The sequence below is a fragment of the Rhodoblastus sphagnicola genome (assembly GCF_002937075.1).
GTDB lineage: Bacteria > Pseudomonadota > Alphaproteobacteria > Rhizobiales > Beijerinckiaceae > Rhodoblastus > Rhodoblastus sphagnicola.
In genome coordinates, this window is the sequence record NZ_NHSJ01000057.1 from 111818 (window position 1) to 136272 (window position 24455).

Sequence of the window (24455 nt, forward strand, 5' to 3'; positions counted from 1 at the left end):
GTGTTCTTTCTTGTTTCGCACGCAAAAAATGGGGGCGAAGGATCCCTTCGCCCCCAAAATTCCGGCTCAGGCTTCGCCGGCGACCTCCATGTCGTGCTCGATGCCGAGCAGGGTCTGCGGCGCCCGGAATTTCAGCACGAAGAACCATGCCACGCCGACGGCGAGATAGGCGAGGAAGATATAGGGCAGCAGGTTCAGCGGATAGGCCGGGATCGGGTAAAGGCTGCCGACAATGGCGCCGATCATCAGCACGACGCCGAGGCCGCCGAAGATGTAATCCGCCTTCCTGGCCTCGCCGAGCCTGGCGAGATAGAGCGGCGCGCAGATCGAGCACAGCAGATAGACCACGATGAAGCCGAAGGAGGCCAAGGTGCCGTACCAGCCGAACACGTCGGTTTCCGCTCCCGCCGCGCTGAAGGCGCAGCAGACAACGAAGTTGATCACGGCGCCCAGCGCCAGCGCCACATGCGGCGTCTTGTGCTCGGCGTGGACCATGCCCATGGACTGGTGCACGAACTGGTAGCGGCCGAGCGAGAACAGCAGGCGACCGAAGGCGTTGAGCGAGGCCAAGGCGCAGGCGAAGGCGCTGATGCTCGCGCCGAAATAGACGAAGGCGGTGATCAGCGGGCTATGTCCGCTCAGGATGTCGGCGAGCGGCGAGGTGCTGCTGCCGAGCTTGGTGATGTCGTCGTTGAAGCCCATGGTGACGACATAGGTGGTGAAGACGAAGAACAGGCCCGAGGCGATCGCCGTCCAGTTGATGGCGCGCGGGATGGTGACTTCGGGATTGCGCGTCTCCTTGGCGAGCGTCGCGGCGCTTTCGAAGCCGACGAAGGCGAAGATGCCGAACACGATGGCCTGCGGCACGGCGCTCGGAGCCAGTCCCTCCATGGTGATCTGCTTCATGTCGAGCGCGAAGCCGTGGTTGACGAGCACCATCACGCAGACGCCGACGATGATGATGACCGAGATCGATTCGAGGGTCAGGCCGATGCGCGAGGAGATGCGGATGTCGCGCGCGGACAAGTACCAGATCAGGAGCGAAACCAGCGAATAGAACCCGATGTTGGTCGGCGCCCAGACGATACCGAGATTCGTCAGCATGGTCTTGACGAAGATCGAAACAGAGACCGTCAGCGCCATGGCGGTCATCAGATAGGCGAACAGCATCGACCAGCCCGACAGCATGCCCCAGGACGGTCCGAGCGTGCGCGACACATAAAGGAAGAACGAACCGGCGGCGGGGATTTTGCGCGACAGTTTGCCGACATTGACGCCGACCACGAGCATGGCGATGGTCGCCAGCAGATAAACGAACCACGAACCGGTTCCGGCGGTGCCGGCGACCACGGCGATGGAGAGGGCTGGCGTCAGTGTCGGCGAGACATTGGCGACCGATTGGCCCAGCGTCTCCAAGAACGACAGACTATCTTTTCTCAATTCGGACATTTGGAACTCCGGGCCATGGACCGACCCCAGCGGCGGTCGACCGATGTTTCACTGCATGCACGAATTATTACTGGCAATTGTTATGCCAGTGATCGGCCTTTCGGCGACTCTCTGATTCCTAACGATTGTTTTCGCTTGCTTTCTGGAGATCGAAAGCCACACTGGTCGCAAAATAGGCATTTTGCGACATAATCAGCTAATCCCAAAGAGTTTGCGGATTTTTTATTCGTCAATATATTTTCACTAAACGAAACCCGCGGCGTCGCCGCCGCAGGTTTCAGGTTCTTGAATCCGATGGGAAAAGCGTCAGGCGATCTTCTTGCGGCCGGCCATCACAATGCCGACCGCCGCTTGGGCGCGCAGCGAGAGCGTGCGCAAGTCCTCGGGTTCGAGATTGTGCACATTGGTTTTGCCGCAACAGCGCGCCATCATCGAACATTCCGATGTCGCCGCCTTGAGATAGGCGGCGAGACGCGGGCCCGCTTCTGGCGCTTCGACCCCAGTAAAGTCCACGCCCTCCGGCTTGATGGCGCCGCCGGCCGCGAGGCCCGCCGCGACATCGACCAATCCGGCGCTGGCGCCAAGCGCCAGCATTTTGGCGAGGTCGGACCCGGAGCGCAGACCGCCGAACCAGATCAGCGGAAACGCCTCCTCTGCGCGGGCCGCGCGCATCTGTTCCACCGCGCGCGGCAGAATCGAAAGATCGGGCGCGCCGGCGAGATCGGCCCAGGCGGCGCCGAGAGCGCCAGAGCCGTCCAGCACCACCAGATCCGCTCTTTGCTCGAGCGCGCAGGCTATGCCCTTCTCCAGAGTCGCGGCGGTGACGATCAGGCCGCGCAATTGGCCGGGACGCGTTCTTGGCAGGACCGTCGTTTCACCGACATCCAGCAGTATGGCGGCTGCCGCGGGATCGGCGGCGACCGGATCGCTCACGATCTGTAACCATGGGGCGGATAGACCTGGCAAGGGGCGCCGCCCGACATAGGCGGTTCCGGTCTCCGCAACCGTCTTGGCGACGGCTGCGGCGACCGCCTCGGGCGCATCCTCGAAACCGGCGATCAACAGCGGCTGGGCGAGTTTCATCCCGGCGAGATCGGTTGCGCTCTTGCAGGCTTCGCGATAGGGATCGATCACAAGGCGCGTCAGATTGGCCGGCAGGAACACCAGTTCGTCGAAGGTCGCCGGTCCCGCTGGTTTGAGATCGGGGCGTTTCTCCAGCCGCGTGCGGGTTATGGCGGCGATTTCAGTCGGGCCGGCCTCGGGCCGCGCCAAAGCGAAGATGCTCTCGCGGGTCTTGACCGTGTAATCCGAAGACCCCGTTTCGGTGTCGCAGCGATAGCAGCGCGCGGCCTGTTCATGCGCGGTTCTTGCATCGTAATCGGCTTCCGCGTCGCCGAAGGGATCGCGCTTGTCGAGGCCGAGGAAGGGCGGCTCCTTGGGCGCCAGCTTTTCCCACAAAATGTCCTGCGCGACCGGCGCGTTGCGGGTGCGGTAGGGCGTGCGATAGGGCGCGGGATGGGCGATTCCCTCAAGCGCGGCCAGCACGTAATAGGCGGCCTTATGCCCCTGGAACATGGCCTGAACCAGCGTGGACGAACCGAAGGCGGCGTCGCCGGCGGCGAACACTTTTGGCAGCCTCGTCCCCATGTCGGCGGAGCGCGTAAAGATCTTGTCGCCGTCCATCAGGCCGTGGCGCGCCAGTTCGAGGCTCACCGCCTTCTGGCCGACGGCGGCGATGACGAGGCCGCACGCCAGATCGAAATCGGATCCCTCGACCAAAGAGAAGGCCCGGCGGCCGTCGGCGCCGGGCGCGCCCAGCGCCGTCTTGCGGCACTTGAGCGCGACGCCGCCTTTGTTCTCCTCGATTGAAACCGGGGCGACATTGTACAAAAATTCGACGCCTTCGGCTTTGGCCGCATGAAGCTCATAGGCGCGGGCGGGGATTTCTTCCGGGCCGCGCCGATAGGCGACGATCACTTTTTCTACGCCGGGCAGGCGCAGCGCCGTGCGGCAGGCGTCCATGGCGACGTCGCCGCCGCCGATGACCACGACCCGCTTCGGTAGGATCGGCCGTTCGCCGCCATTGACGCGGTTGAGGAAGGTGACGCCGTCGATCACATGCGCGCCGTCGTCGCCGGGAACGCCGAGTCTTTTGCCGGCGGAGGCGCCGATGGCGAGCAGCACGGCGTCATGGCTCTGGCTGAGATCGTCCAGCTTGACGTTGTCGCCGAGCGGGCTGTTCAGATGCAGAGCAATGCCGGGGCAACGTGAAAAGATGCGGTCGATGTCGTCCTGCACCACTTTTTGCGGCAGGCGGAAATCGGGGATGCCCCACAGCGCCATGCCGCCGGGGCGGGACTGCGCCTCGTATAGATCGACATGATAGCCCGCCAGCGCAATGTCCTGCGCGGCGGTGAGGCCCGCCGGCCCAGCGCCGATGATGGCGACCTTTTTCGCCTTGTCCGGCTGAACCGGCGGCAGGCGATAGTCATGTCCGAGCGCATCGAGCACATGGCGCTTCAGCGCGCGAATGGCGACGGGGCCGTCGGCGCCGGCGCGGCGGCAGGCCGGCTCGCAGGGCGCGTCGCACACCCGGCCGCAGACGCCGGACAGCGGATTGGTGGCGGTGATCGCCTCCAGCGCTTCCGACGTCTTGCCCTCCCAGATCAGGCCGACATAGGAGGCGACGTCGGTGCCGATCGGGCAGGCCACCTGGCAGGGCGGCGGCTGGTAATGCGGCAGGCCGCTTTCGTCCTGCGAAAGATCGACGGAAAAGGGCTTGCAGGACATGTCAGGCGACCTCGGTCAGGACGTGTTCGACGGGGTGATAGTCGGGGTCGTAGGGCAGCCCGGTGATGGCGGCGGCCTCCGGCGTCAGCGCGACCAGATCGGCGCGCGAGAGTTGGCGGAAATCGCTGTGGCCGAGCGCCTTCGTCAGTGTGGCGATCTGCCAGCGCACCGCTTCGAGATAGCGGGCGATGGCTTTGGCCTGCACGTCGATCTTGTAGCGCTCCTCATGCTCGGGGTCCTGCGTGGCGATGCCCACCACGCAATTGCCGACATGGCATTGCATGCAGGAAATGCAGCCGCCCGCGATCAGCGCCGCCGTGCCCATGGCTACCGCGCTCGCGCCAAGCGCCAGCGCCTTGACCGCGTCAACCCCGTCCTTGACGCCGCCCATCAGCACGATGGGCATGTCGTCGCCGGCGTCGATCTCTCTGAGACCTTCGAGCGCCTCCTGGATTGCGGCGAGCGTGGGTATGCCCATGTTTTCCAGCACCTCCGTGGAGGCGGCGCCGGTCGAGCCCTGCATGCCGTCGAGTTGAACGAAATCGAACCCGTCCTTGTAGGCGATTTTTATGTCGTCGCGAACGCGGCCCGCGCCCATCTTGATCGAGATCGGTTTTGCATAGCCGGTGGCCTCGCGGAACTCCTCGACCTTGATGACCAGATCGTCCGCGCCCATGATGTCGGGATGGCGCGAGGGCGAGCGCAGGTCTATGCCCTCGGGGATTCCGCGCACCGCCGCAAGCTCCTTGGTCACCTTCTTCGCCATCAACTGGCCGCCAAGTCCGGGCTTGGCGCCCTGCGAGATATAAATCTCCAACCCGTCGGCCTTGAGCATGTCATGGATATTCCAGCCGAGCCGACCCGACAGGCACTGGTAGATCAACTGACCGGCCTCGGCGCGCTGCTCCGGCAACATGCCGCCCTCGCCGGTATTTTCCACCACGCCCGCCAGTTTTGACGCGCGCGCCAAAGCGATCTTGGTGGACTTGGACAAGGCGCCATAGCTCATCGGCGCGATCAAGACCGGCATGGACAGTTCCAGCGGCTTGGCGCCGTTGCGGTCGCCGAGCGTGGTTTTCAGATTGACCGTCGCCAGCGCGTCGGAAGCGGCATGTATCCGCTCCGGATCGATCTTTAACGCGATGTCGTTGAAATGCGGCGCCGCCTTGGCGGCGCCATAGCCCCGAATGCGATAACGCCCGATCAGAGCCTTCGCATGAATGTCTTCGGCGACTTTTGCGTTCCAGTACGTTCCTTCCTCCGCGACCGTATAGGACAGCGGTCGAGACACCGGCTCGTTGACGCCGTAGCGCAGCTTTGAGCCGGCGTTGACGATTTTCTGTAAGCCGCCTTCAAAGGCGATGCCGTATTTCGCCAGGAAGGCGTAAATGTCGGCGTACTCTTCCGGCGTTATTTCGGCGAGTTTGGCGTCGGCGCCGAGGCTTTGCACGCGCCCGCCGACATAAATGGCGCCGCCGCTCATGTCCTCGCCGACGCGCTCGCCGGAATCGCCGAGCAGGATGATGCGGCCGCCATACATCATGTATCCCGCGAGGAAGCTGGCGTTGCCGCAGCACAAAAGCGTGCCCGCCTTCATCACCTGTCCCGCGCGCGAGCCTATGTTGCCCTTGACCACGACCTCGCCGCCGCGCAAAGCAACCCCCGCGATGGCGCTGGCGTTGCCGCCGACCACGACTGAGCCGTCATAAAGGCTGTCGCCGACGCCCCAGCCGACATTGGAGTCGATCTCGAACCGCGCGCCATGCGACAGGCCCGCGCAGAAATAGCCGGCCGAACCGCGTATCGTCACTTTGACCGGCGCGACCAGACCGACGCCGAGATGGTGGCGCGCGTCGGGATTGACGAGTTCGATGTCCTCGCCTTGAGCGGCTGCCGCGCGCATCGCCGTGTTGGCGTCGCGCACCGAGATTTGAGCGAGATCTAGTGTGACCATGTGCGGAACGTCCCCGGCGCGGGCTCAGTGGTGGAAAGCGGGCGGCCCGGGAAGAGTCGATTGAGCGAGACTTCTTCCGAAGCGATTGCGACGAGATCGTCGTTCTCGAACATCACCATCGGCTTGGCGGCGAGCCGGTCCTTGGCGAAGCCGATGCCGTCCTTGGTCGAGACCAGGAAGGAGAACACGCCGTCGAGGTCGTCCACCGACTGCTCCAGCGCCTGTTCCAGCGTTTCGCCTTGCGCCAGTTTCTCGGCGAGATAGACCGCGATCAATTCGCTGTCATTGTCGGTGCGGAATTCGAAACCGCGCGCCTCCAGGCGGCGGCGCATCTTCCAGTAATTGGTGATCTGGCCGTTATGGACGATGGCGACGTCGGAAAAGCCGGTGGCCCAGAACGGATGCGCGGCTTCCGGCTTCACCTCGGATTCCGTAGCGAGCCGCACATGGCCGACGCCATGCGACCCGGCGATGGAGCGGATGCCATAGACGCCATCGAGATCATGCGCGGTGCCGACATCCTTGATGATGTCGAGCGACGAGCCGATCGACACCAGCTTGGCGGCGTGCTCCATCGCATAGGCGAAGGGACGGATTTCGCCTGAATATTCGACCTCGACCACAAAGCTCGCGCCTTCGCGCTTCTCGCTCAGAAGCGCCGCGCCTTGCTGCGCCAGCGCCGTTTTCACGCGCGCGACCGTGGCTTCGGAATCGTCATCGACGATGAAGCGCAGCCGTAAGCCTTTAAATGTGTTTTCGTACAGGGCGAATCCGGTGGAATCTAAACCCCGGTGCTGGCAACCGTCGAGCATATCGACCAGCGCCCGCCCGAGATTTGCGTTCGTCTCCGCGTTCTTGAAGAAAATACCGGCGATGCCGCACATGCTTCCGCCTCCTTGAGTGTTGACCCAGACTAAGGGGAGGGCGGGGGCTGTGTCAACATAAGATGAAACAATTTTTCCTGAGAGGAATTTTTGTGCTGGAACAGGGGCGTATAACGACGAAAAATCGCCTATCCCTTGACCATGTCTGCGCAAAGATTGGGCGAAACACCGTAAAAATGCGCAAAAATGCAACAAATATCATGTTGTTCAACTTTGTTTCTTGACAGTTTAGCCGCGGCGCGCTTTCCCTATCATCGCCAGGCTCGGTTGCCGCTTGCGCCAGCGTCATGAGGACAGAAAATGACCGCGGATCTTTCGAAAATCGCCGCCGAACGCGGCATAAAATATTTCCTGATCTCCTATGTCGATCTGTTCGGCTTTCTACGCGCGAAATTGGCGCCGGCCTCGGCCATAGCCGGGATGCAGAAGAATGGCGCCGGTTTTGCCGGCTTCGCCTCTCATCTCGACCACACCCCCGCCCATTCCGACACGCTCGCCGTTCCCGATCCCGCCAGCCTCATCCAGTTGCCCTGGAAGCCAGAGGTCGGCTGGGTCGCCGCCGACCTCTACTGCGACGGCGTCGAGGTCCACGACGCGCCGCGCGCCGTGCTGAAGAAGCAGATCGCCAAGGCCAAGGCGTTGGGCTACCAGCTCAAGACTGGCGTCGAATGTGAATTCTTCCTGCTGACCAAGGACGGCAAGAGCATAGCTGATCCGGCCGATCTCTACCCCAAACCCTGCTACGACCAGCAGGCTTTGATGCGGCAATACGACCTGATCACCGGCATTTGCGACGCCATGCAGACGCTGGGCTGGAAGCCCTATCAGAACGACCACGAGGACGCCAACGGCCAGTTCGAGATGAACTGGGAATATGACGACGTTCTACTCACCGCCGACCGCCACACATTCTTCAAATATATGGTCAAAACCTTCGCGGAAGAAGCGGGCTATCGCGCGACCTTCATGCCAAAACCGTTCAACGGTCTCACCGGTTCGGGCTGCCACATCCATGCTTCGCTGTGGAAGGGCGGGGTCAACGTGTTCGAGGACCCTAAAGGCGAACTCGGCCTGTCGCCGCTCGCTTACAATTTCCTCGGCGGCGTCATCCATTCGGCGGCGCAACTGTGCGCCCTGTTCAACCCCACTGTGAACAGTTTCAAGCGCATCAACGCGCCGCGTACGGTCTCGGGCGCCTCATGGTCGCCCAACACCATCACCTATGGCGGCAACAACCGCACCCACATGGTGCGTATCCCCGAGCCCAACCGCTTCGAATTCCGCATTCTCGACGGCGCGACAAATCCCTATCTCGGCCCCGCCGCCATTTTGATGGCCGGGCTCGACGGCATCGAGAACAAGCGCGATCCCGGCAAGCGCCTGGACATCGACATGTATGCCGAGGGCTACAAGATCGAGGGCGCGCCGAAACTGCCGCTCAACCTGCTCGACGCTCTGCGCATGTTCAACAAATCGGAGGTGGCGCGCGCCGGTTTCGGTGATCGCTTCGTTGACTCCTACGTGAAGCTGAAAATGGAATCGTGGAACGATTTCATGAGTCACGCCACCGAATGGGAACGGCTGCACACGCTCGACTGCTGACGCCCTCCTCTTTCAAGACATAAGCACTGCCTGCTGGAGTTCCGCATGGACCCCCAAACCAAAAACTATGTCCTGACGATCTGCTGTCAGGACGCCATCGGCATTGTCGCGGCGGTCGCCGGCTTCCTGTCCGGCCGCAACCTGTTCATCTCGGAATCCTCGCATTACGGCGACCCGGAACACCATCGCTTCTTCATGCGCACGGTGTTTCGCGGTCCCGCCGACCCTGGCGAACTCACCGAACTGAAGGACGCCTTCGCCACGACCGTGGAAAAATTCGGCATGAACTGGCGCATCGACGACGCGTCGAAAAAGCCGCGACTCCTGATCCTCGTGTCGAAATTCGATCATTGTCTGAACGACCTGCTCTACCGCTATCGCGTTGGCGCGCTGCCGGTGGAGATTCCTGCCGTGGTGTCAAACCATCCCGACTTGCAACGGGTGGTGGAATGGCATGGCATCCCCTATTTCCACCTGCCGGTCACCAAGGACACCAAGGCCGCGCAGGAGGCGAAAATCCTCGAAATGGTCGACAGCCTCAACATCGACCTCGTCGTGCTCGCGCGCTATATGCAGGTGCTGTCGCCGGAGATGTGCAAGGCGCTGGCGTGGAAGGCGATTAACATCCACCATTCCTTCCTGCCGAGTTTCAAGGGCGCCAAGCCCTACCACCAGGCGCACGCAAGGGGCGTCAAGATCATCGGCGCGACGGCCCATTACGTGACAAGCGACCTCGACGAGGGGCCTATCATCGAGCAGGTCGTGGAACGCATCGATCACACGCAGACGGCGGAAGATTTCATCGCCATTGGCCGCGACATCGAGAATATCGTGCTGTCGCGCGCGGTGAAATTCCACGTCGAACGGCGCATCATTCCCAACGGCTCAAAGACGGTGGTGTTCCGGCAGTGAGGAGAATCGTCGAGGCGAACTGTTCGACGAAAAAGCCGCGCCGGTTCAGGCCGCGCGGCGCTCCGAACAAGGACCGCCGAAGAATTCGAGATAGCGCGCGTCCATCTCGGCCACGGGCATGACGACGAAGACGTCGGTGGTGTTGAACTTGCGATCCGCGACCGCGCCATCGCCAAACTTGGCGCCGACTCGCAAATAGCCCTTGATCAGCGGCGGCAAGCCGGCCAGCGCTTTGCGCGGGTCGAAAGCCGACGCTTCCAGCATGTTCATGGGGACATGCAGTTCGCGCCGCGCGCGAACGCTCCATTCCCCGGCGGCGGCGGCGTGATGGCTGAGGAAGCTCAGCGCGACGGCGTGCGCCAGCGGATTTGAGCCTTCCAGGCTGGCGCAGCCGATCAGCGCATCGATGTTATAGGCGCGGATGTAAGCGAGTATGCCTTTCCAGAGCAGTTCAATCGTTTTTTTGCCGCGATAGGCGGCAAGCACGCAGGAGCGGCCGAGTTCCAGGAATCGCTTGCCCGGATGGCGCGCCAGCAGCGGCGCGATGTCATATTCGGTCGAGGAATAAAAGCCGCGTTTCTTGATCGCGACATCGCTGCGCAGCAGGCGATAGGCGCCGACCACGGTCGGCTTGATCTTGCCGCCGCGAGTCTTTCCCTCGTGGTCGATGACGATGAGATGGTCACAGAAGGCGTCGAACTTGTCGGCGTCGCGGCGCGTCAAGGCCGCCTTCGGATCGGGAATCGCCCCGCCTTCCCCGAAGAAGACCTTGAATCTCAGGCGTTGCGCCTTGCGCACTTCCTTGCGCGTCGCGGCCAGGCGCACTTCGAGCGCGCCGACACGGCCCAGAGTTCCCGACAGAGTGTCCGGAACGGCGCGGGGCTTGCGAAAAGCCTTTATAGGAAACGCGCCCGCAATGATCTTGCGGCCGATTTCGGGCGCCAGCTCCCACATCTTGATCTCCGCCCAAATGTATTATTTACCTGACCAAGAGATCACAATGCGACGACGATTTTGTGACGATTTGGGTCCCTTCCCGTTGAAGTTGTTTGGCGTGCGGCAGTCGAGATCCCCACGCGCAAATAGCCGGGCGCCCCGTCGGTCAAACAGTGCTGTTACAAGCGCTATCCCCGCAAGGTGGCGAGGAAGCGCGCGGGTTCGTGATCGCAGAGCGCCACCGCAGTCAATCGTCCCGTCGCATGCGCTCCGGTATCGACGCCAATGCGTCCAGGCGCGACGACCGGCCCCTTGACGCAGGGCACATGGCCATGCACGACCGTCACTGACAGCCTGTGCGCCTTGCGCAGAAACGGTTCGCGGATGGTCATCATCGCCTTTTCGCTTTGCCGGTCGAGCGGCCGATCGGGATCGACGCCGGCGTGAACGAAAAAATAGCGGCCGGACGCATAGGAAAAGGGCAGGTTTTCGAGAAAGCTGAGATGCGCGGACGGCACGGCCCGCCTTGCGCGGGACAGCGACGCCTCTTTCTTGCGCAGGCCGTAGGAGGCGAGCGTCTCGGCGCCGCCCTTGCGCATGAATTGCGCGAAGGCGGATTCGCTCTTTCCCGCGAGGGCGTCGAGGAACAGTTGATCGTGATTGCCGCGCAGCGTGATCCATCGGTCGCCCGCGCGCCGGGGGCCTTCGATCAGACGCTCGATGACCTGCCGGCTTGACGGCCCCCGATTCACGAGATCGCCGAGAAAAACGACGCTGGCGGGACGCGCCAGGCCATCGGCGTCCGCCTCTATTTTTTGCAAGAGGCGGTCGAGTTCGGAGCGCATGCCATGAATGTCGCCGACGCCGTAGTGGACGTAGTCCGCGACGGGCGACTCCGGACATGCGACCGGCGCGGCGCCAAGGGCCTCGACGCGAGTCGGCGCCGGCCAAATCCACGCCCTTTGCAGGCGCTCCGCCACCCAACTCAAGCGCATCCGCCCAAACCTCCGATCCGCATCGTCCCGCCTTGGGTCAAGACATAAAACTGATTCGCGATTGGTCTGTCACGATCCCAGCCAAAATGGTGTGGAATTCAAGCAAATTGTTGCGTCAGCGTCACAAATCCTGTTGCGCAGCGGCAGGCGCAGACAACCTTTTCGTAACGTCATCTCCGCAACATCATCAAGAGGCATAATGTCCCAAAAGGCGACAGTTCAATGACAGGGGCGGTTGCGCAAATTTCGTCCGATCAGGCCACGGACCTTCCTGTCAAGGTTTTGAAGGCCTGCAAGGGCCGCGGCGCCGCCAAGTCCGCGCATGCTCGGGCGGATAAAAGCCTTGAAACGGCTTCGCGAAGATATGCCCGGCAAGCCGCTCCGCGGCGTCCGTTGTGCGGTCGGCTCGGCCTGATGCGCTTATCGCTCGCCCTTCAACGCCAGGGCGTCGACGGTCTTGCCAACGATTTCAGCGTCTTCGTCGTGACAGCACACAGCGTCGAAGGGCGCGGCGGCGGCGAGCGCCTCAATGGGTCCGCGCCAGCAGATGGCGCCTTTTTCGATACAGGTCACCCATCCCCTGGATGCATGGGGACTCGGTTCAATCGCGATCCGGCGCGTGTATCTGGCCGTGTGTTCCGTGGGTTGCGTCATGAGGTCAGCATAACCCGTGAACATGACCATTGTTTGCAGGCTCAGCCCAAGTCAGGGATGGGTCGTCGCCGACGCGCCGCCCTGACATGAAACCTTCGTCCTCGGGCGCCACTATCGACGCGGAATAGCCCAATGTCGTGCGGCGGATGCGTTCATCGTTCGCAAGATACGGCGTCGCCGCGCTTTGGCTCGGCTTCGCCCTGTATAGTCTCCTGTTCGGTTCGCAGCGTGCGTGGGCCGGCGACGAGGCCCTGACCGTCGCGGTTTATGATGCGCCCCCCTATGGCGGCGTCGAACATGGCGGGGCGTTCAATGGCGCGAGCGTCGACCTCTGGCGGCGAATCGCGGAATCGTGCGGATTTCGCTACCGCTTCGTCGCCGTTCGGAAGATGGACGCCATTCTGAGCGGCCTGCGCGAGCGGCGCTTCGACGTCGCCATCGGGGCCATCACCATCACGCCGGACCGCGCGGAGCAGGTCGATTTCAGCTATCCCGCCCATCGCTCGGGCGTCGCCGTGGCGACGCGGCGTCCCACCGGCGTCTTGAGCGCGCTCACCTCCTATTGCGCCGTCGCTTTCGACCTCGGCTCCATGCTGGTCCTCGCCGCCGGGATCATGGTGCTGGTCGGCGTGCTGATGTGGTTTATCGAGCGACCGCGCCAGGTTGCGGCGGCCGGCGAGGGCTCCTCCGTGGGTTCGTTGCCGGACGGGGTGTATTGGGCCGTCGTCACCATGACCACGGTCGGCTACGGCGACAAGACGCCCAAAACCCGGGCGGGCCGGGCCGTGGCGATCTTCTGGATGCTCGGCAGCGTCGCGCTGATTTCGATTTTGTCGTCTAGCCTGATTTCCCGGCTGACAGCCGTGCAAATCGAGGACGGCGCGAGTTTCAGGCGCGCCGATCTCGACGGCAAGCGCCTCGCCGCCGCGGCCTTGTCCTCGGGGGCCGAATATCTGGAAACACAGGGGCTGGCCTACGGCAGGCGCGACAGCCTGCAACAGGCCCTGGAAGCGCTCGACAAGGACGAGGTCGACGTGGTGGTCAACAGCGTCGGCGCGCTCCGTCACGCCGTCTCGGCCCGCTTCAGCGCAACCCTGACGGTGCAGCGCGATCTGCTCGCGCCCGCCTACATGGCGTTCGCTTTCCCCGCCAACAGCGCGTTGAAGAAACCCATCGACCGCGCGTTGATACGCGTCACGGCGACACCGGAATGGCGCTCCGTCGAAGAAAGCTATTTCATACGTTGATGATCGTCGATCCGGGGCTTGGCTTCCAGCCCCTTCTGGACGCGCCAACGCAGAACGCCAGCGTTCTTCGAGAGGAACGCCAAGCCCATGAGCGCATGATGGGGATAATCCTTCGGCGCGCTTGCAAGCGTAAAAATAAGCTAAAATCTAGATGCAGGACCTGTGGGCGTTAAACGGACGGGCATGCTGCATTGAAGGTCGGGCGCGCCGCCCTCTGGGCGTGCAAGATCTTGTTGTTCTGGTCGCGATGCCGGTAAGCCGCGCCAATTGGATTCCTTGGCTTCCGGCGCGGTTATGATCTATGCGGAATAGCACGGGGCCGGCGGAGACCCGCCTTCGCGATGTCGATCGCGCGCGGGCAGGCCATGCGAAGCAGCAAGCCTTATTTGTAAAGCGCCGTCAAAGCGTTGTGCAACTGGATCGCCAGCGGCGAGGCGGCGTCGGCGGTGGTGACGATCTCGACATAGGCGCCGCTGTTGGCTTCGGTCGCCGCCGTCAGCGCACGGTCGAATTCGGCGCAGGTCTCCGCCCGGGCGACGAACCAGTCGTCGCAGCCGAAAGCTGCGGGCAGGGCGCTGTAACGCCAAGGCGCAATGTCATTGTAGGGACTCGCCGGATCCTTGCACAACAGCCGCTCGATCAGATAGCCCTTGTTGTTGATGACGAAGATCACGGGTTTGGCGCCGTAGCGCGCGAACGCGCCGATCTCCTGAACCGTCATCTGGTGCGAACCGTCGCCGGTGATGAGCACGGTGCGCCGCTGTGGCGCGGCCAGCGCCGCGCCCAGCGCGGCCGGGGTGGCCCAGCCGATCGAGCCCCAAAGGGTCTGGTTGTAGAAATTGGCGCCGGCCGGCAGTTTGGCGAAGCCAAGCCCCATCGAAACCGTGCCGGTTTCGGCGACAAGAATGTCGCCTTCGCGTAAAAAGCCGGCGAGTCGGGGAAACAGCGCCTTCGCGTCGATCGGCGCGTCGCCGCCGCCTTCGGTTTCGCCCAGCGAGCGCGCGGCGAGGCGCGGCCAGTCGCGCCGGGGCAGGCGGGCGGTCAGGGCTGCGAGCAGGTCGCCCATTTCGACATTGTAAAAGGTTTTCGCGCCGACGCGCACCCTATGCCGGCCGATCCAGATTGTCTTGTTGGGATCGAGGTTGGCGGTGAAGGCGCCGGTGTTGAAATCGGTCATCAGCGCGCCCACCGCGAGGATGACGTCCGCGCTTTCGACGAATTCGCGCACCTCCGGCTGCATCAGCGCGCCGTCATACATGCCGGCATAGGCCGGATGGGTCTCGTCCAGCACGGACTTGTCCATGAACATGGTGGCGAACGGCAGGCCCGTCGCGTCGATCAACTCGCGCATGGCCCGCTGGAAGCCGCCGCGCGCCACCAGCAGCCCCGGCAGCACGCAGGCCGCGCGCGATGCGTCCAAAGCGTCGGCAATGGCGTCGGTCGCGCTGGCGAGGGCGTCCGCATCGCTCTGCGGCGGCAGGATCGGCCGCGATTCCCCGGCGACCGGCCGGTTGGCGAGATCGGCGGGAAAGGCCATGTAAACCGGACGCAGATGATAGAGCGCCTCGGCGATCAGCCGCTCGGTCTCATAGGCGACGTTTTCCGGCGTCATCACCGCCGAGGCGCAGACGACCGGCTCGGACATGCGGCGGAACAGGTCGTAATCGCCGGTGCCGAGCGTGTGATGCATCAGCGCGCGCGATTCCTGGATGGCGATGTTGGGCGCGCCGACGAGATGGAACACCGGCAGCTGCTCGGCATAGGCGCCCGCCACCCCATTGAGCGCGGAGAGTTCGCCGACGCCGTAGGTGGTGCAAAGCGCGCCCACGCCGCGCAGGCGGGCGTAGCCTTCGGCGGCATAGGCGGCGTTCAACTCGTTGGCGCAGCCGATCCAGGCCAGATCCGGGTCGGCGCAGATCGCGTCATTGACCGGAAAGGCGTAATCGCCGGGAACGCCGAACACATGCGCGACGCCGATGTCGCGCAGGCGCTGCAGCACATGCTGGATCACGGTGACGCCCATGCCGATCTCCCCTTCCAAGTCTAACATGGGTGGGGAGCTTCGGCTGGACAAGATCAATCGGCGCGACGCCCATTCGCCAGGGTGACGTCGGCGCCATGCTGGCGGGTGCGGTCGATCACAGAGACGAGGCCGCGCACGTCGCCCAGTTCGATGGACTTGCCGGCATAGCCCTTCAGTTCCCTGGCGCTGGCGGCTTCGGCGAAGAGAAGCGCGGCGCCGCCAAGCCGCGACAAGAGACAGGGTATTGCGCATGAAAAGGGGCTTCGATCAGGGTGCGGACGCCCTCCCTGCCCGCGATTCGTCGGCAGTCTCTTGATTATGTTGCGACACGCGCGCAAATTTTTCCGTCTCTGTATGACTGATCGAATGATGCGCTGTGACATCACGGTTGTCGTTGCGCCATCGGACAATCGATGTTCGATCCGCGCCGGGATTGTCGCGCGCTCCGGTCCATTTTCTCCCGAAAGACTGGCACGGAAGATGCTCAATCGGTAAACGTTTTACCGCGAGGAGTTCATGAACCAGGCAGGCGCTCACGGACAATCGAACCTTCCGCCCGCCGACGGCGCTGGCGCGAGCTTCGGCGGTTTCGTCTTTTCCGATCCGGCGCAGGGGCCGGGCCTGTTCGCGCTCACCCGCCGCATCGGCGACCGGCTTTATCCGGTTTTGTTTGGCGAAAGCGACGATGGCGCGGCGACGCTCGCCGCGCTGCGGGCGCGGGATCCGGCGCTGGCGCGTGGGCTGGCCGACGGCGCTTTCTTCATGAAGCGCGACAATGCGCGCATGCGCCGCCACATTCTGCGCGATCTCGTCGGCAAATATAATCCGCCGCTCAATGTCGCCGACCGCACCGCCCGCGCCGCCCCGGCCATCGCCGCCCTGGTCCCCGACCGCGCCGAAGCCGAATTTCCCGCCGAAACCGCCGCCGAAACCGTCGAGGTGAGCGAGGACGATCTCGATCGTCTGGTGCGCGTCTTCTATGGCAAGGCGCGGGAGGACGCCGTGATCGGCCCGATCTTCAACAGCCATGTCAGCGACTGGGAGCATCACTTCGCGCTGGTGCGGGATTTCTGGTCGCGCGCCATGCTCGGCACGTCCCGCTACAAAGGCGCGCCCTTCGCGCCGCATCTCGGCATGAATTTGAGGCCGGAGCATTTCGACCGCTGGGTTGCGCTGTTCCGCGACACGGCCCAGGCGGTGCTGAAACCTGTTGCGGCCCGCGCCGCCATTCGCCGGGTCGAACATATGAGCGCGGCGTTCCAGGCGGGCCTGTTTCCGCTGGATTTTTCCAAGCAGGATCCCGCTTCATGAGCCAGCCTCAAGACAATAGCGCGGAAGCCTTCTTCATCGCCTTGCGAAAAGCGTTCAACGACACCATCGGCGCCGGCAAATCCCTTCGGGGAACCTGCGATCCCGGCCTCATCGACGCCCTGACCGCCCAGGCCATTGACCTGTTCGAGCGCAACGCCGAAATCCAGGCCGAGGACCAGCCTGCGCCAGCCTGCTGTCGCGGCTGCGCCACCTGCTGCGCCCTTCAGGTCTCCGCCACCGCGCCGGAAATTTTTGCCGCCGCGCGCTTCCTGCGCCTGACCGCGCCCGCCTTCGCCGCGCATGGCGTCGACTTCGCATCGCGCGTCGTCGCCTTCAATGCGCAGGTCAAAGGCTTGGACCAGAAGGCCCGCTTCGCCTCCGGGCGGTTGTGTCCGTTCATCATCGGCGGCGCCTGCGCGATCTATTCCGTGCGGACCCTTGCCTGTCGTGGCCATGTCGCCTTCGATCGCGCTGCCTGCGAGGCCGCGGCGCGGGGCGAGGACGCAGAGGCGCCGATTTCGGGCGCGCACAAGACGGTGCGCGCGCTGGTTCAGGGCGCGTTGCAGGCGGCCCTGCGCGACAGCGGACTCGACTGGGGCGCAAGCGAGTTCTTGGCCGGCCTCGACCGTGCGCTGAACGACGACGAAACCGAGGCGCGCTGGTTGCGCGGCGAGACCGTGTTTGAGGATTTGCGGATTGACGCCGGGGAGGACGCATTCCGCAACGTCTTGCAGGGCGACGCCGGGCGCGGCTGATCATTGAAATGATTAACCGCGAAAGATGAATTGCGATGCGAACTCTGCAATCTTAGGTTGTTTTTTAGGAGAGGGATCGCAAGATCGGTTCGGGTTCGACCGGATGAGTCGGCGACGCCAGCACGATCGAGGACAGACATGAGAATTTCAGCCCGCAACTCCATTGCCGGAAAAGTGATCGGCATCCGCCACAGCGCCAACACCGCTCATGTCGATATTTCCATCGTCGGCACCATTCTGACCGCCGAGGTCACCAATGAAACGGTCGAGGAACTCGATCTGAAAATCGGCGACAAGGTTTACGCCGTGGTGAAGCCCAACGACATCATGCTCGGCATCGATTGAAACGGCGTGGCGAGCCGCCGGGCCCGGCGGCGGCTCTCCGCGTCCTTCAATGCAATTCGAATTCCGGGCGCAGTGCGACCAGCGTGTCGGCGGTTGTCCGGCTGGCCTCGGTCAGCAGGTGCGAAGGGGACAGGCCCATGTGCCCGGTTGCGGCGGCGTCGAGGTAAGCGGCGATCGCCTCAGCGGACGCGCGTTCGTCCATCAGCATGACGTAAACACGGCCGGCATAGGCGTCGTATTCGTCCCACGCCTCGGGGTCGTCGCTGACTCCGATCGGGTCCCATTCGCGCATCAGAACGTCGCGGACGCGCGCCCGGTTCGCGCGCAACTGATATTTATTATGACCATTCGCCATTTTACGCCGCCGGAGTGACGATCTCGTCGGGATCGCGCGCCGCCGCGATCCGGGAATATTCGGCCTTCACCAGATCCGCGCCATATTTGCGCTCCAGCCGTCGCACGATGAAATGGCCTTTCGCCAGCGACTGAAAATGCTCGATGAAGGCTAAGTTCACCGCGGCCCCGCCAAGCGCGCCTAGCACGGGCGTCGCCTGCGCCAAAAATTTCTGACTGACCACCACGCCGAAACGCGAGGCGACCTGAGTCGTGAAGCGCAGCAGCGCCGGCGCGGTCTCGTCGATCAGGCCGCGGCTGGCGACATAGCGCGCGGCTTCCGTGACGCTGCGCGCCATCAGGCCGCGCAAGGCGAAATAGGTGGATTCGGAAAATTCGGTTTCCAGTCCGCGCCCGTCCAATGCGAACACCTGCAAACAGGCCAGCGCGGTTTCCGGTTGCCCGATGTCCTCGCCCTCGGCGCGGGCGATGTCGGCGATGGAGCGCAGCATCAGCCCGGTGCTGACCGGCAGTTCGATTGGGAGGCTGGCGATTCCGAGCGCGCCGCCCGCCGCGCCGGAGGCCGCGACCATGACTCTGTGGATCCGGGCGCTGTTGCGGATCGGCGCGCTGCTCAGGCTGGCCAGCGCCGCATGCAGCGCGACGCGCATAGCGGCGGCGGCGGCCTTGTTGACCACTTGGGCGGCGCGGACCGGGACCAGTTGTGCGGCGAAACTGACCTGCCGCCCCAGCATCGCCGCGAGTCGCACCATCAGGCTGGTGTGTTCCAGCCGTCGCACCGCCTCCATCAGCGCGGCATGGTCGCCGGCGGACATCACGCCGGATCGGCGCCCTTGGGGCGGCTCGACGGCTTCGCTGGTGTCCACGCTCATGCGACGGCCTCCCGGACCTGTAAGAGATGAAGGGTCCGCGCAGCAGGGCGACCGCGCGGACCTGTTGCAAAGATGGTTTCCCGTGCGCCGGAATCAAGATTCATGCGGTTTTCTGACGCAATGAGGCCCGGAATTAACTCTGTCAGGGTCTTCCAAGTAAAAAAACAAGCTTTCCGGGCGTTAACCGAAAGTCATTACGTATTGAAAACCATTCAGTTATCATACGGAAAATAATAGATAAAACTGCGTTTCAGACGATTTTAACCTTCCGAATCAGGGTTTGTTAGACTTAATCCGGTGCCAGCAAAAAATGAACGCCTTTGCATAAAATGCGAGAATTCCACTTCAATCGCCTCCAATAGAGCCCGGTCATACTCGCCTCATCAAAGGGGTATGACATGCGTATCGCAGCTTTCACGACGATCGGTCTGGTTCTGGCGCTGGCGGCGGCGCCGTTCATGGCGTCGGACGTCGGCGCGAATGCCAGCGTCGCCAATGGCGTGGACGTGGCCTACGCCTCGGTCGGCGGCGATACCTCAATCCCCTATGGCTGGGTGGAGTTCTGCCAGCGCTATCGCGGCGAATGCGAAGCCTCCGGCAAGGTCGCGGACGTCAACCTGACCGAGGCCTCGATGCGCGAAGTCCATCAGGTCAACACCTTCGTCAATCATGCGGTCGAAGCGGTTTCGGACATGGAGCATTGGGGCGTGGTGGATCGCTGGGATCTGCCGATGGACGGCAAGGGCGACTGCGAAGATTATGCGCTGATGAAGCGCAAGCTCCTGATCGAGCGTGGTTATCCCCGTTCGGCGCTGCTGGTCACCGTGGTGCGCGACGAGCAGAACGAAGGCCACGCCATCCTCACGGTCAAGACCAATGGCGGCGAATTCGTCCTCGACAATCTCACCGACGAGGTGAAGCCGGTGAGCCGCATCGCCTATCGCTTCGTGAAGCGCCAGAGCCAGCAGGACCCCAACGTGTGGGTCGCGCTCGGCCCGGTCTCCGCTCAAAAATTCGCGGCGCGCTGAAAAAACGTCTCTCCTGAAAAGCCCCGCGACAGCGGGGTTTTTTGTTTTCGGCGGCGGCGCGAGCGTTTATGACGGCGCCATGCGTGTCAACCTGTTCGATTTCGACCTGCCGGAAGAAAGAATCGCCCTGCGGCCGGCGCAACCGCGCGAATCCGCGCGCCTGCTGGTGATTGGCGACGCCTTGCGCGATCTGCGCGTCGGCGACCTGCCATCGCTGCTGCGGCCCGGCGACGTGCTGGTGGTCAATGACGCCAAGGTGATTCCCGCGCAACTGTTTGGAACGCGCGCGCGCGGCGAGGTTTTCGCCCGCATCGAGGCGACCCTGCACAAGAAAGTGGACGCCGCCCATTGGCGCGCCTTCGTCCGGCCGGCGAAGAAGCTGAAGATCGGCGAAACCATCGTCTTCGGCGGCGTGGGCGGCGAACTCCGCGCCCAAGTCGAAGAGAAGAACGAGGGCGAGGTCCTGCTCGGCTTCGATCTCTCCGGCCCCGCGCTCGACACCGTGCTCATGGCCATCGGCCACATGCCGCTGCCGCCCTATATCGCGGCGCGCCGCCCCGAGGACGCCCAGGACGCGCGCGACTACCAGACGGTTTTCGCGGAAAAATTGGGCGCGGTGGCGGCGCCCACGGCCGGCCTGCATTTCACGCCAAACCTTCTGGAGGCCGCCCGCGCCGCCGGCGTCCGCGTGGAAAAGGTGACGCTGCTGGTCGGCGCCGGCACGTTTCTTCCGGTCAAGGCCGAGGACACCGAGGACCACGTCATGCACGCCGAATGGGGCGAGATCGACGCCGGGACGGCTGAACGGCTCAACGCGGCGCGGGCGGCGGGCGGCCGCGTCGTGGCCGTGGGCACCACCTCCCTGCGCATTCTCGAAAGCGCGGCGGATGAAACGGGGATCAGGCCGTTTGTCGGCGAAACCTCGATCTTCATCACGCCGGGCTATTGTTTCAACGCGGCGGACGCGCTGATGACCAATTTCCACCTGCCGCGCTCGACCCTGTTCATGCTGGTCAGCGCCTTCGCCGGGCTGGAGCGGATGCAGGCGGCCTATGCCCACGCGATCGAAGCCGGCTATCGCTTCTATTCCTATGGCGACGCCTGCCTGCTATTGCGAAAATGAGGTCGCTTTCGCCGTTTAGGCTTTCACCCCTTGGCCTTTCGCCCCAGCTTCATTAGTTTGCCTCAAACTTGAAATCACGGGCGACGGGGCCATGGCCGACAAAAAAACCTTCTACATCACCACCGCCATCCCCTATGCCAATGGCGCGCCGCACATTGGTCACGCCTATGAGCGCATCGCCACCGACGCTTTCGCGCGCTTCCAGCGCCTCGACGGCAAGGACGTGCTGTTCGTCACCGGCATGGACGAACACGGATTGAAAATGCAGCAGACGGCGGCGCGCGAGGGGTTGACGCCGCTGCAACTCGCCGACCGCACCGCCGCGCAGTTCGAGGCCATGGGCGAAAAGCTCAACGCCAAGGCCGACGACATCGTCCGCACCACGCAGCCCCGTCACAAGGAGACGGTGCGCGAGGTCTGGCGGCGCATGGCGGCCAAGGGCGACATTTATCTGTCGAAATACAGCGGCTGGTATTCGGTGCGCGACGAAGCCTATTACGACGAGGGCGAACTCACGCAAAACGCGGAAGGCAAGAAGTTCGCGCCCACGGGCACGCCGGTGGAATGGGTGGAGGAGGAGAGCTATTTCTTCAAGCTCTCGGCCTATGCGGAAAAACTCTTGGCCTATTACGAGGCGCATCCGGATTTCGTCACGCCGGAAAAATACCTCAACGAAATCGTCGCCTTCGTGAAACGCGGGCTAAAGGATCTGTCGATCAGCCGCACCACCTTCGATTGGGGCATAAAAGTTCCCGACGACGACCGGCACGTGATGTATGTCTGGGTGGACGCGCTGACCAATTATTTCACCGCCACCGACTTTCTCCAGGGCGGTCCGAGGGCGAAATTCTGGCCTGCCGACGCCCATGTGATCGGCAAGGACATCACCAGGTTCCACGCCATTTTCTGGCCGGCGTTCCTGATGTCGGCCGATCTGCCGCTGCCGAAACAGATCGTCGTCCACGGTTTTCTGTTCAACCGCGGCGAGAAAATGTCGAAATCGGTCGGCAATGTCATCGATCCCAATGCGCTGGCGGACCATTACGGCGTGGACGCTCTGCGCTATTTCTTCCTGCGCGAGGTCCCGTTCGGCCAGGACGGCAATTATTCGCACGAGGCCATTGTCCAGCGCATCAACGCGGACTTGGCCAATGATCTCGGCAATCTCGCCCAGCGCTCGCTGTCGATGATCGCCAAGAATTGCGGCGGCAAGGTTCCGGCGCCCGGCCCGCGCGACGAGGCGGATTCCACCCTGCTGGCGCGCGCCTATGCCTCGGTGGATTTCGCGCGCAACGCCATGCGCGATTACCTGCCGCATCAGGCTTTGGCGGAAATCTGGGGCGTGGTCGGCGACGCCAACCGCTATTTCGCGGCGCAGGAGCCGTGGAAACTCGGCAAGACCGATCCGGCCCGCCGCGACGCCGTGCTTTATGTCACCGCCGAAATTTTACGCGTGGTAGCGTTGCTGTGTCAGGCCTTCATCCCCGAAGCGGCGGGCAAGTTCCTGGACCTGCTGGGCGTAGCGGTGGACCAACGCACGCTGGCTCATGCCACGCCGGACCACGCCCTGGTCGCGGGCCAAAACCTGCCGGCGCCGGCGCCGATCTTCCCGCGTTATGTCGAGGCTGAAGAGGCGAAATGAGACTGATCGACACCCATTGCCATCTCGATTTCGACGAACTGACCCGCGACCGCGCTGGCGTTCTGGCCCGCGCCAAACAAGCGGGGGTGGCGCGCATGATCACCATCTGCACGGAAATCGAAAAATTCCCGCGCATCGCTGCGATCGCGGAGAGCGCGGACAATATCTTCTGCTCGGTCGGCACCCATCCCAACCATGCGCAGGACGAGCGTGAATTCCTGGCCCAGGAGATCGCGGACCTCGCCCAGCATCCCAAATGCGTGGCGATCGGCGAGGCCGGCCTCGACTACCATTACAATCGCGCGGAAAAGGATCTGGCGCATCGGGTGTTGCGCGCCCATATCGAAGCGGCCCGCCTCGCAAACCTGCCGCTGGTGATCCACAGCCGCGACAGCGATGCCGACATGGCCGAAATCCTCGAACAGGAATATGCCAAAAGCCCGTTCAAGGCGCTCTTGCATTGCTTCTCCTCCAGCCGCGAGTTGGCGGAGCGGGCGCTGGCGCTGGGGCTGTTCATTTCCTTTTCCGGCGTGGTCACCTTCAAGAGCGCGGCGGAATTGCGCGAGACGGCGGCGCTGATCCCGCTCGACCGCATGCTGATCGAAACCGACGCGCCCTTCCTCGCGCCCGTGCCGCATCGCGGCAAGACCAATGAGCCGGCCTATGTCGCGGACACGCTGCGCGTGCTGGCCGAGGTCAAGGGGATCGCGCCCGAGGCGCTGGCGGACATCACCACCGCCAATGCGCTGAAAATTTTCGACAAGATGCCGGCGCTCGCCGCATGACCCTGGAAATCGCCATACTCGGCTGCGGCTCCTCGGCGGGCGTGCCGCGCGTCGGCCAGGGCTGGGGCGCGTGCGATGCCAACAATCCGAAAAACCGCCGCCGGCGCTGCGCCATTCTGGTGGACAAGCCCGGCCCGAATGGGCCGACGCGCCTGCTGGTGGACGCCGGGCCGGACATACGCGAGCAATTGATCGCGGCGGGCGTGGACCGGATCGACGCCCTGCTGCTGACCCATGCTCACGCCGATCACATTCACGGCCTTGACGACGTGCGGCCGCTGACCATGCAGATGCGCCGCCTGATTGACTGTTATTTCGACGCGCCGACCTGGGAAACGATCGGCGTGCGCTTCGATTATCTGTTCAGGACGCCGCCCGGCAGCGCCTACCCGCCGCTGCTCATTCCCCATCTTCTCACCGATGGCGCGGCTGTCGCGCCGGAGGGGCCGGCGGGTCCGCTGGCGGCGCTGCCGTTCCGACTCAACCACGGCGACATCGACGCGCTCGGCTTCCGCTTCGAAAACGTCGCCTATACGCCGGACGTCAAGGTCATCCCCGACGAAAGCGCGGAATTCCTCGAAAACCTCGACCTCTGGATCATCGACACCCTGCGCTACCGCCCGCATCCCACCCATTTCAGCCTGGTCGAGGCGCTGGAGATGATCGAGAAATTTCAGCCAAAGCGGGCGGTGCTGACCAACCTGCACACCGATATGGACTACGAGACTCTTCGCGCGCAATTGCCAGATCATGTCGAGCCGGCCTTCGACGGCATGCGACTCGCGGTGTAGCGC

General features: G+C 63.6%; 22 protein-coding genes. 11 read left to right on the forward strand and 11 right to left on the reverse strand.

The window, feature by feature from the left end; genetic code table 11:
• Positions 1-66: 66 nt before the first annotated feature.
• From CCR94_RS09220 to CCR94_RS09235, 4 genes are all read right to left on the reverse strand, one after another.
• Positions 67-1449, reverse strand: coding sequence for an APC family permease (locus tag CCR94_RS09220; RefSeq protein WP_104507573.1), 1383 nt, complete (start codon positions 1447-1449; stop codon positions 67-69).
• A 306-nt stretch (positions 1450-1755) separates the two neighbouring features.
• Positions 1756-4239 (reverse strand): FAD-dependent oxidoreductase, encoded by a 2484-nt coding sequence (locus CCR94_RS09225; RefSeq protein WP_104507574.1) that lies wholly within the window; start codon positions 4237-4239, stop codon positions 1756-1758.
• A 1-nt stretch (position 4240) separates the two neighbouring features.
• The gene (locus CCR94_RS09230; RefSeq protein WP_104507575.1) at positions 4241-6193 is read right to left on the reverse strand and encodes a glutamate synthase-related protein; all 1953 of its coding nucleotides are present in this window, start codon (positions 6191-6193) and stop codon (positions 4241-4243) included.
• Complete coding sequence (locus tag CCR94_RS09235; RefSeq protein WP_104507576.1) at positions 6181-7077, reverse strand: class II glutamine amidotransferase; 897 nt, start codon at positions 7075-7077, stop codon at positions 6181-6183. Before CCR94_RS09235 ends, CCR94_RS09230 begins: the two co-directional genes overlap by 13 nt.
• Positions 7078-7377: 300 nt before the next feature.
• On the opposite strand from CCR94_RS09235, the gene glnT reads away from it, so the two are divergent.
• Both glnT and purU read left to right on the forward strand, forming a co-directional pair.
• Positions 7378-8679: a type III glutamate--ammonia ligase gene (glnT, locus tag CCR94_RS09240; protein ID WP_104507577.1), complete on the forward strand. Its 1302-nt coding sequence runs from the start codon at positions 7378-7380 to the stop codon at positions 8677-8679.
• Positions 8680-8724: 45 nt separating this feature from the next.
• Positions 8725-9591: a formyltetrahydrofolate deformylase gene (gene purU / locus CCR94_RS09245; protein ID WP_104507578.1), complete on the forward strand. Its 867-nt coding sequence runs from the start codon at positions 8725-8727 to the stop codon at positions 9589-9591.
• Between the two features lie 45 nt (positions 9592-9636).
• Here the strand turns inward: purU and olsB are convergent, their stop codons facing one another.
• From olsB to CCR94_RS25015, 3 genes are all read right to left on the reverse strand, one after another.
• Positions 9637-10545 carry a l-ornithine N(alpha)-acyltransferase gene (gene olsB / locus CCR94_RS09250; RefSeq protein WP_104507579.1) on the reverse strand — a complete coding sequence of 303 codons (909 nt, stop codon included), beginning with the start codon at positions 10543-10545 and terminating at the stop codon, positions 9637-9639.
• A gap of 170 nt (positions 10546-10715) precedes the next feature.
• Positions 10716-11522 (reverse strand): metallophosphoesterase family protein, encoded by an 807-nt coding sequence (locus CCR94_RS09255; RefSeq protein WP_104507580.1) that lies wholly within the window; start codon positions 11520-11522, stop codon positions 10716-10718.
• Positions 11523-11942: 420 nt separating this feature from the next.
• Entirely contained in the window at positions 11943-12095 is a 153-nt protein-coding gene (locus tag CCR94_RS25015; protein ID WP_158254688.1) for a hypothetical protein, read from the reverse strand.
• Between the two features lie 227 nt (positions 12096-12322).
• On the opposite strand from CCR94_RS25015, the gene CCR94_RS09265 reads away from it, so the two are divergent.
• On the forward strand, positions 12323-13423 hold the full coding sequence (locus tag CCR94_RS09265; protein ID WP_104507582.1) for a transporter substrate-binding domain-containing protein: 1101 nt from the start codon (positions 12323-12325) through the stop codon (positions 13421-13423).
• A 382-nt stretch (positions 13424-13805) separates the two neighbouring features.
• Here the strand turns inward: CCR94_RS09265 and CCR94_RS09270 are convergent, their stop codons facing one another.
• On the reverse strand, positions 13806-15473 hold the full coding sequence (locus CCR94_RS09270; protein ID WP_244594005.1) for an alpha-keto acid decarboxylase family protein: 1668 nt from the start codon (positions 15471-15473) through the stop codon (positions 13806-13808).
• A gap of 26 nt (positions 15474-15499) precedes the next feature.
• A complete protein-coding gene (locus tag CCR94_RS09275) occupies positions 15500-15679 on the reverse strand; it encodes a hypothetical protein (protein WP_104507584.1) in 180 nt (59 codons plus the stop codon).
• Positions 15680-15962: 283 nt separating this feature from the next.
• On the opposite strand from CCR94_RS09275, the gene CCR94_RS25660 reads away from it, so the two are divergent.
• The 3 genes from CCR94_RS25660 to CCR94_RS09295 all read left to right on the forward strand — a co-directional run bounded on the left by CCR94_RS25660 (position 15963) and on the right by CCR94_RS09295 (position 17857).
• Complete coding sequence (locus tag CCR94_RS25660; protein WP_206605804.1) at positions 15963-16757, forward strand: group III truncated hemoglobin; 795 nt, start codon at positions 15963-15965, stop codon at positions 16755-16757.
• A complete protein-coding gene (locus tag CCR94_RS09290) occupies positions 16754-17512 on the forward strand; it encodes a YkgJ family cysteine cluster protein (RefSeq protein ID WP_104507587.1) in 759 nt (252 codons plus the stop codon). Before CCR94_RS25660 ends, CCR94_RS09290 begins: the two co-directional genes overlap by 4 nt.
• Before the next feature lie 138 nt (positions 17513-17650).
• Positions 17651-17857, forward strand: coding sequence for a TOBE-like domain-containing protein (locus CCR94_RS09295; RefSeq protein WP_104507588.1), 207 nt, complete (start codon positions 17651-17653; stop codon positions 17855-17857).
• A gap of 46 nt (positions 17858-17903) precedes the next feature.
• Here CCR94_RS09295 and CCR94_RS09300 read toward each other — a convergent pair whose 3' ends face one another.
• Positions 17904-18212, reverse strand: coding sequence for a hypothetical protein (locus CCR94_RS09300; RefSeq protein WP_244594006.1), 309 nt, complete (start codon positions 18210-18212; stop codon positions 17904-17906).
• A gap of 1 nt (position 18213) precedes the next feature.
• On the reverse strand, positions 18214-19083 hold the full coding sequence (locus CCR94_RS09305) for an EcsC family protein (RefSeq protein ID WP_104507589.1): 870 nt from the start codon (positions 19081-19083) through the stop codon (positions 18214-18216).
• 398 nt (positions 19084-19481) lie between these two features.
• Here CCR94_RS09305 and CCR94_RS09310 point away from each other — a divergent pair, with 398 nt between their 5' ends.
• From CCR94_RS09310 to CCR94_RS09330, 5 genes are all read left to right on the forward strand, one after another.
• Complete coding sequence (locus CCR94_RS09310) at positions 19482-20111, forward strand: transglutaminase-like cysteine peptidase (RefSeq protein ID WP_244594007.1); 630 nt, start codon at positions 19482-19484, stop codon at positions 20109-20111.
• Between the two features lie 79 nt (positions 20112-20190).
• Positions 20191-21234: a tRNA preQ1(34) S-adenosylmethionine ribosyltransferase-isomerase QueA gene (gene queA / locus CCR94_RS09315; RefSeq protein WP_104507590.1), complete on the forward strand. Its 1044-nt coding sequence runs from the start codon at positions 20191-20193 to the stop codon at positions 21232-21234.
• 91 nt (positions 21235-21325) lie between these two features.
• Positions 21326-22876 carry a methionine--tRNA ligase gene (gene metG, locus CCR94_RS09320; RefSeq protein WP_104507591.1) on the forward strand — a complete coding sequence of 517 codons (1551 nt, stop codon included), beginning with the start codon at positions 21326-21328 and terminating at the stop codon, positions 22874-22876.
• The gene (locus CCR94_RS09325) at positions 22873-23661 is read left to right on the forward strand and encodes a TatD family hydrolase (protein WP_104507592.1); all 789 of its coding nucleotides are present in this window, start codon (positions 22873-22875) and stop codon (positions 23659-23661) included. The genes metG and CCR94_RS09325 overlap by 4 nt, the downstream gene beginning before the upstream one ends.
• Complete coding sequence (locus tag CCR94_RS09330) at positions 23658-24452, forward strand: MBL fold metallo-hydrolase (protein ID WP_104507593.1); 795 nt, start codon at positions 23658-23660, stop codon at positions 24450-24452. Before CCR94_RS09325 ends, CCR94_RS09330 begins: the two co-directional genes overlap by 4 nt.
• Positions 24453-24455 lie beyond the last annotated feature (3 nt).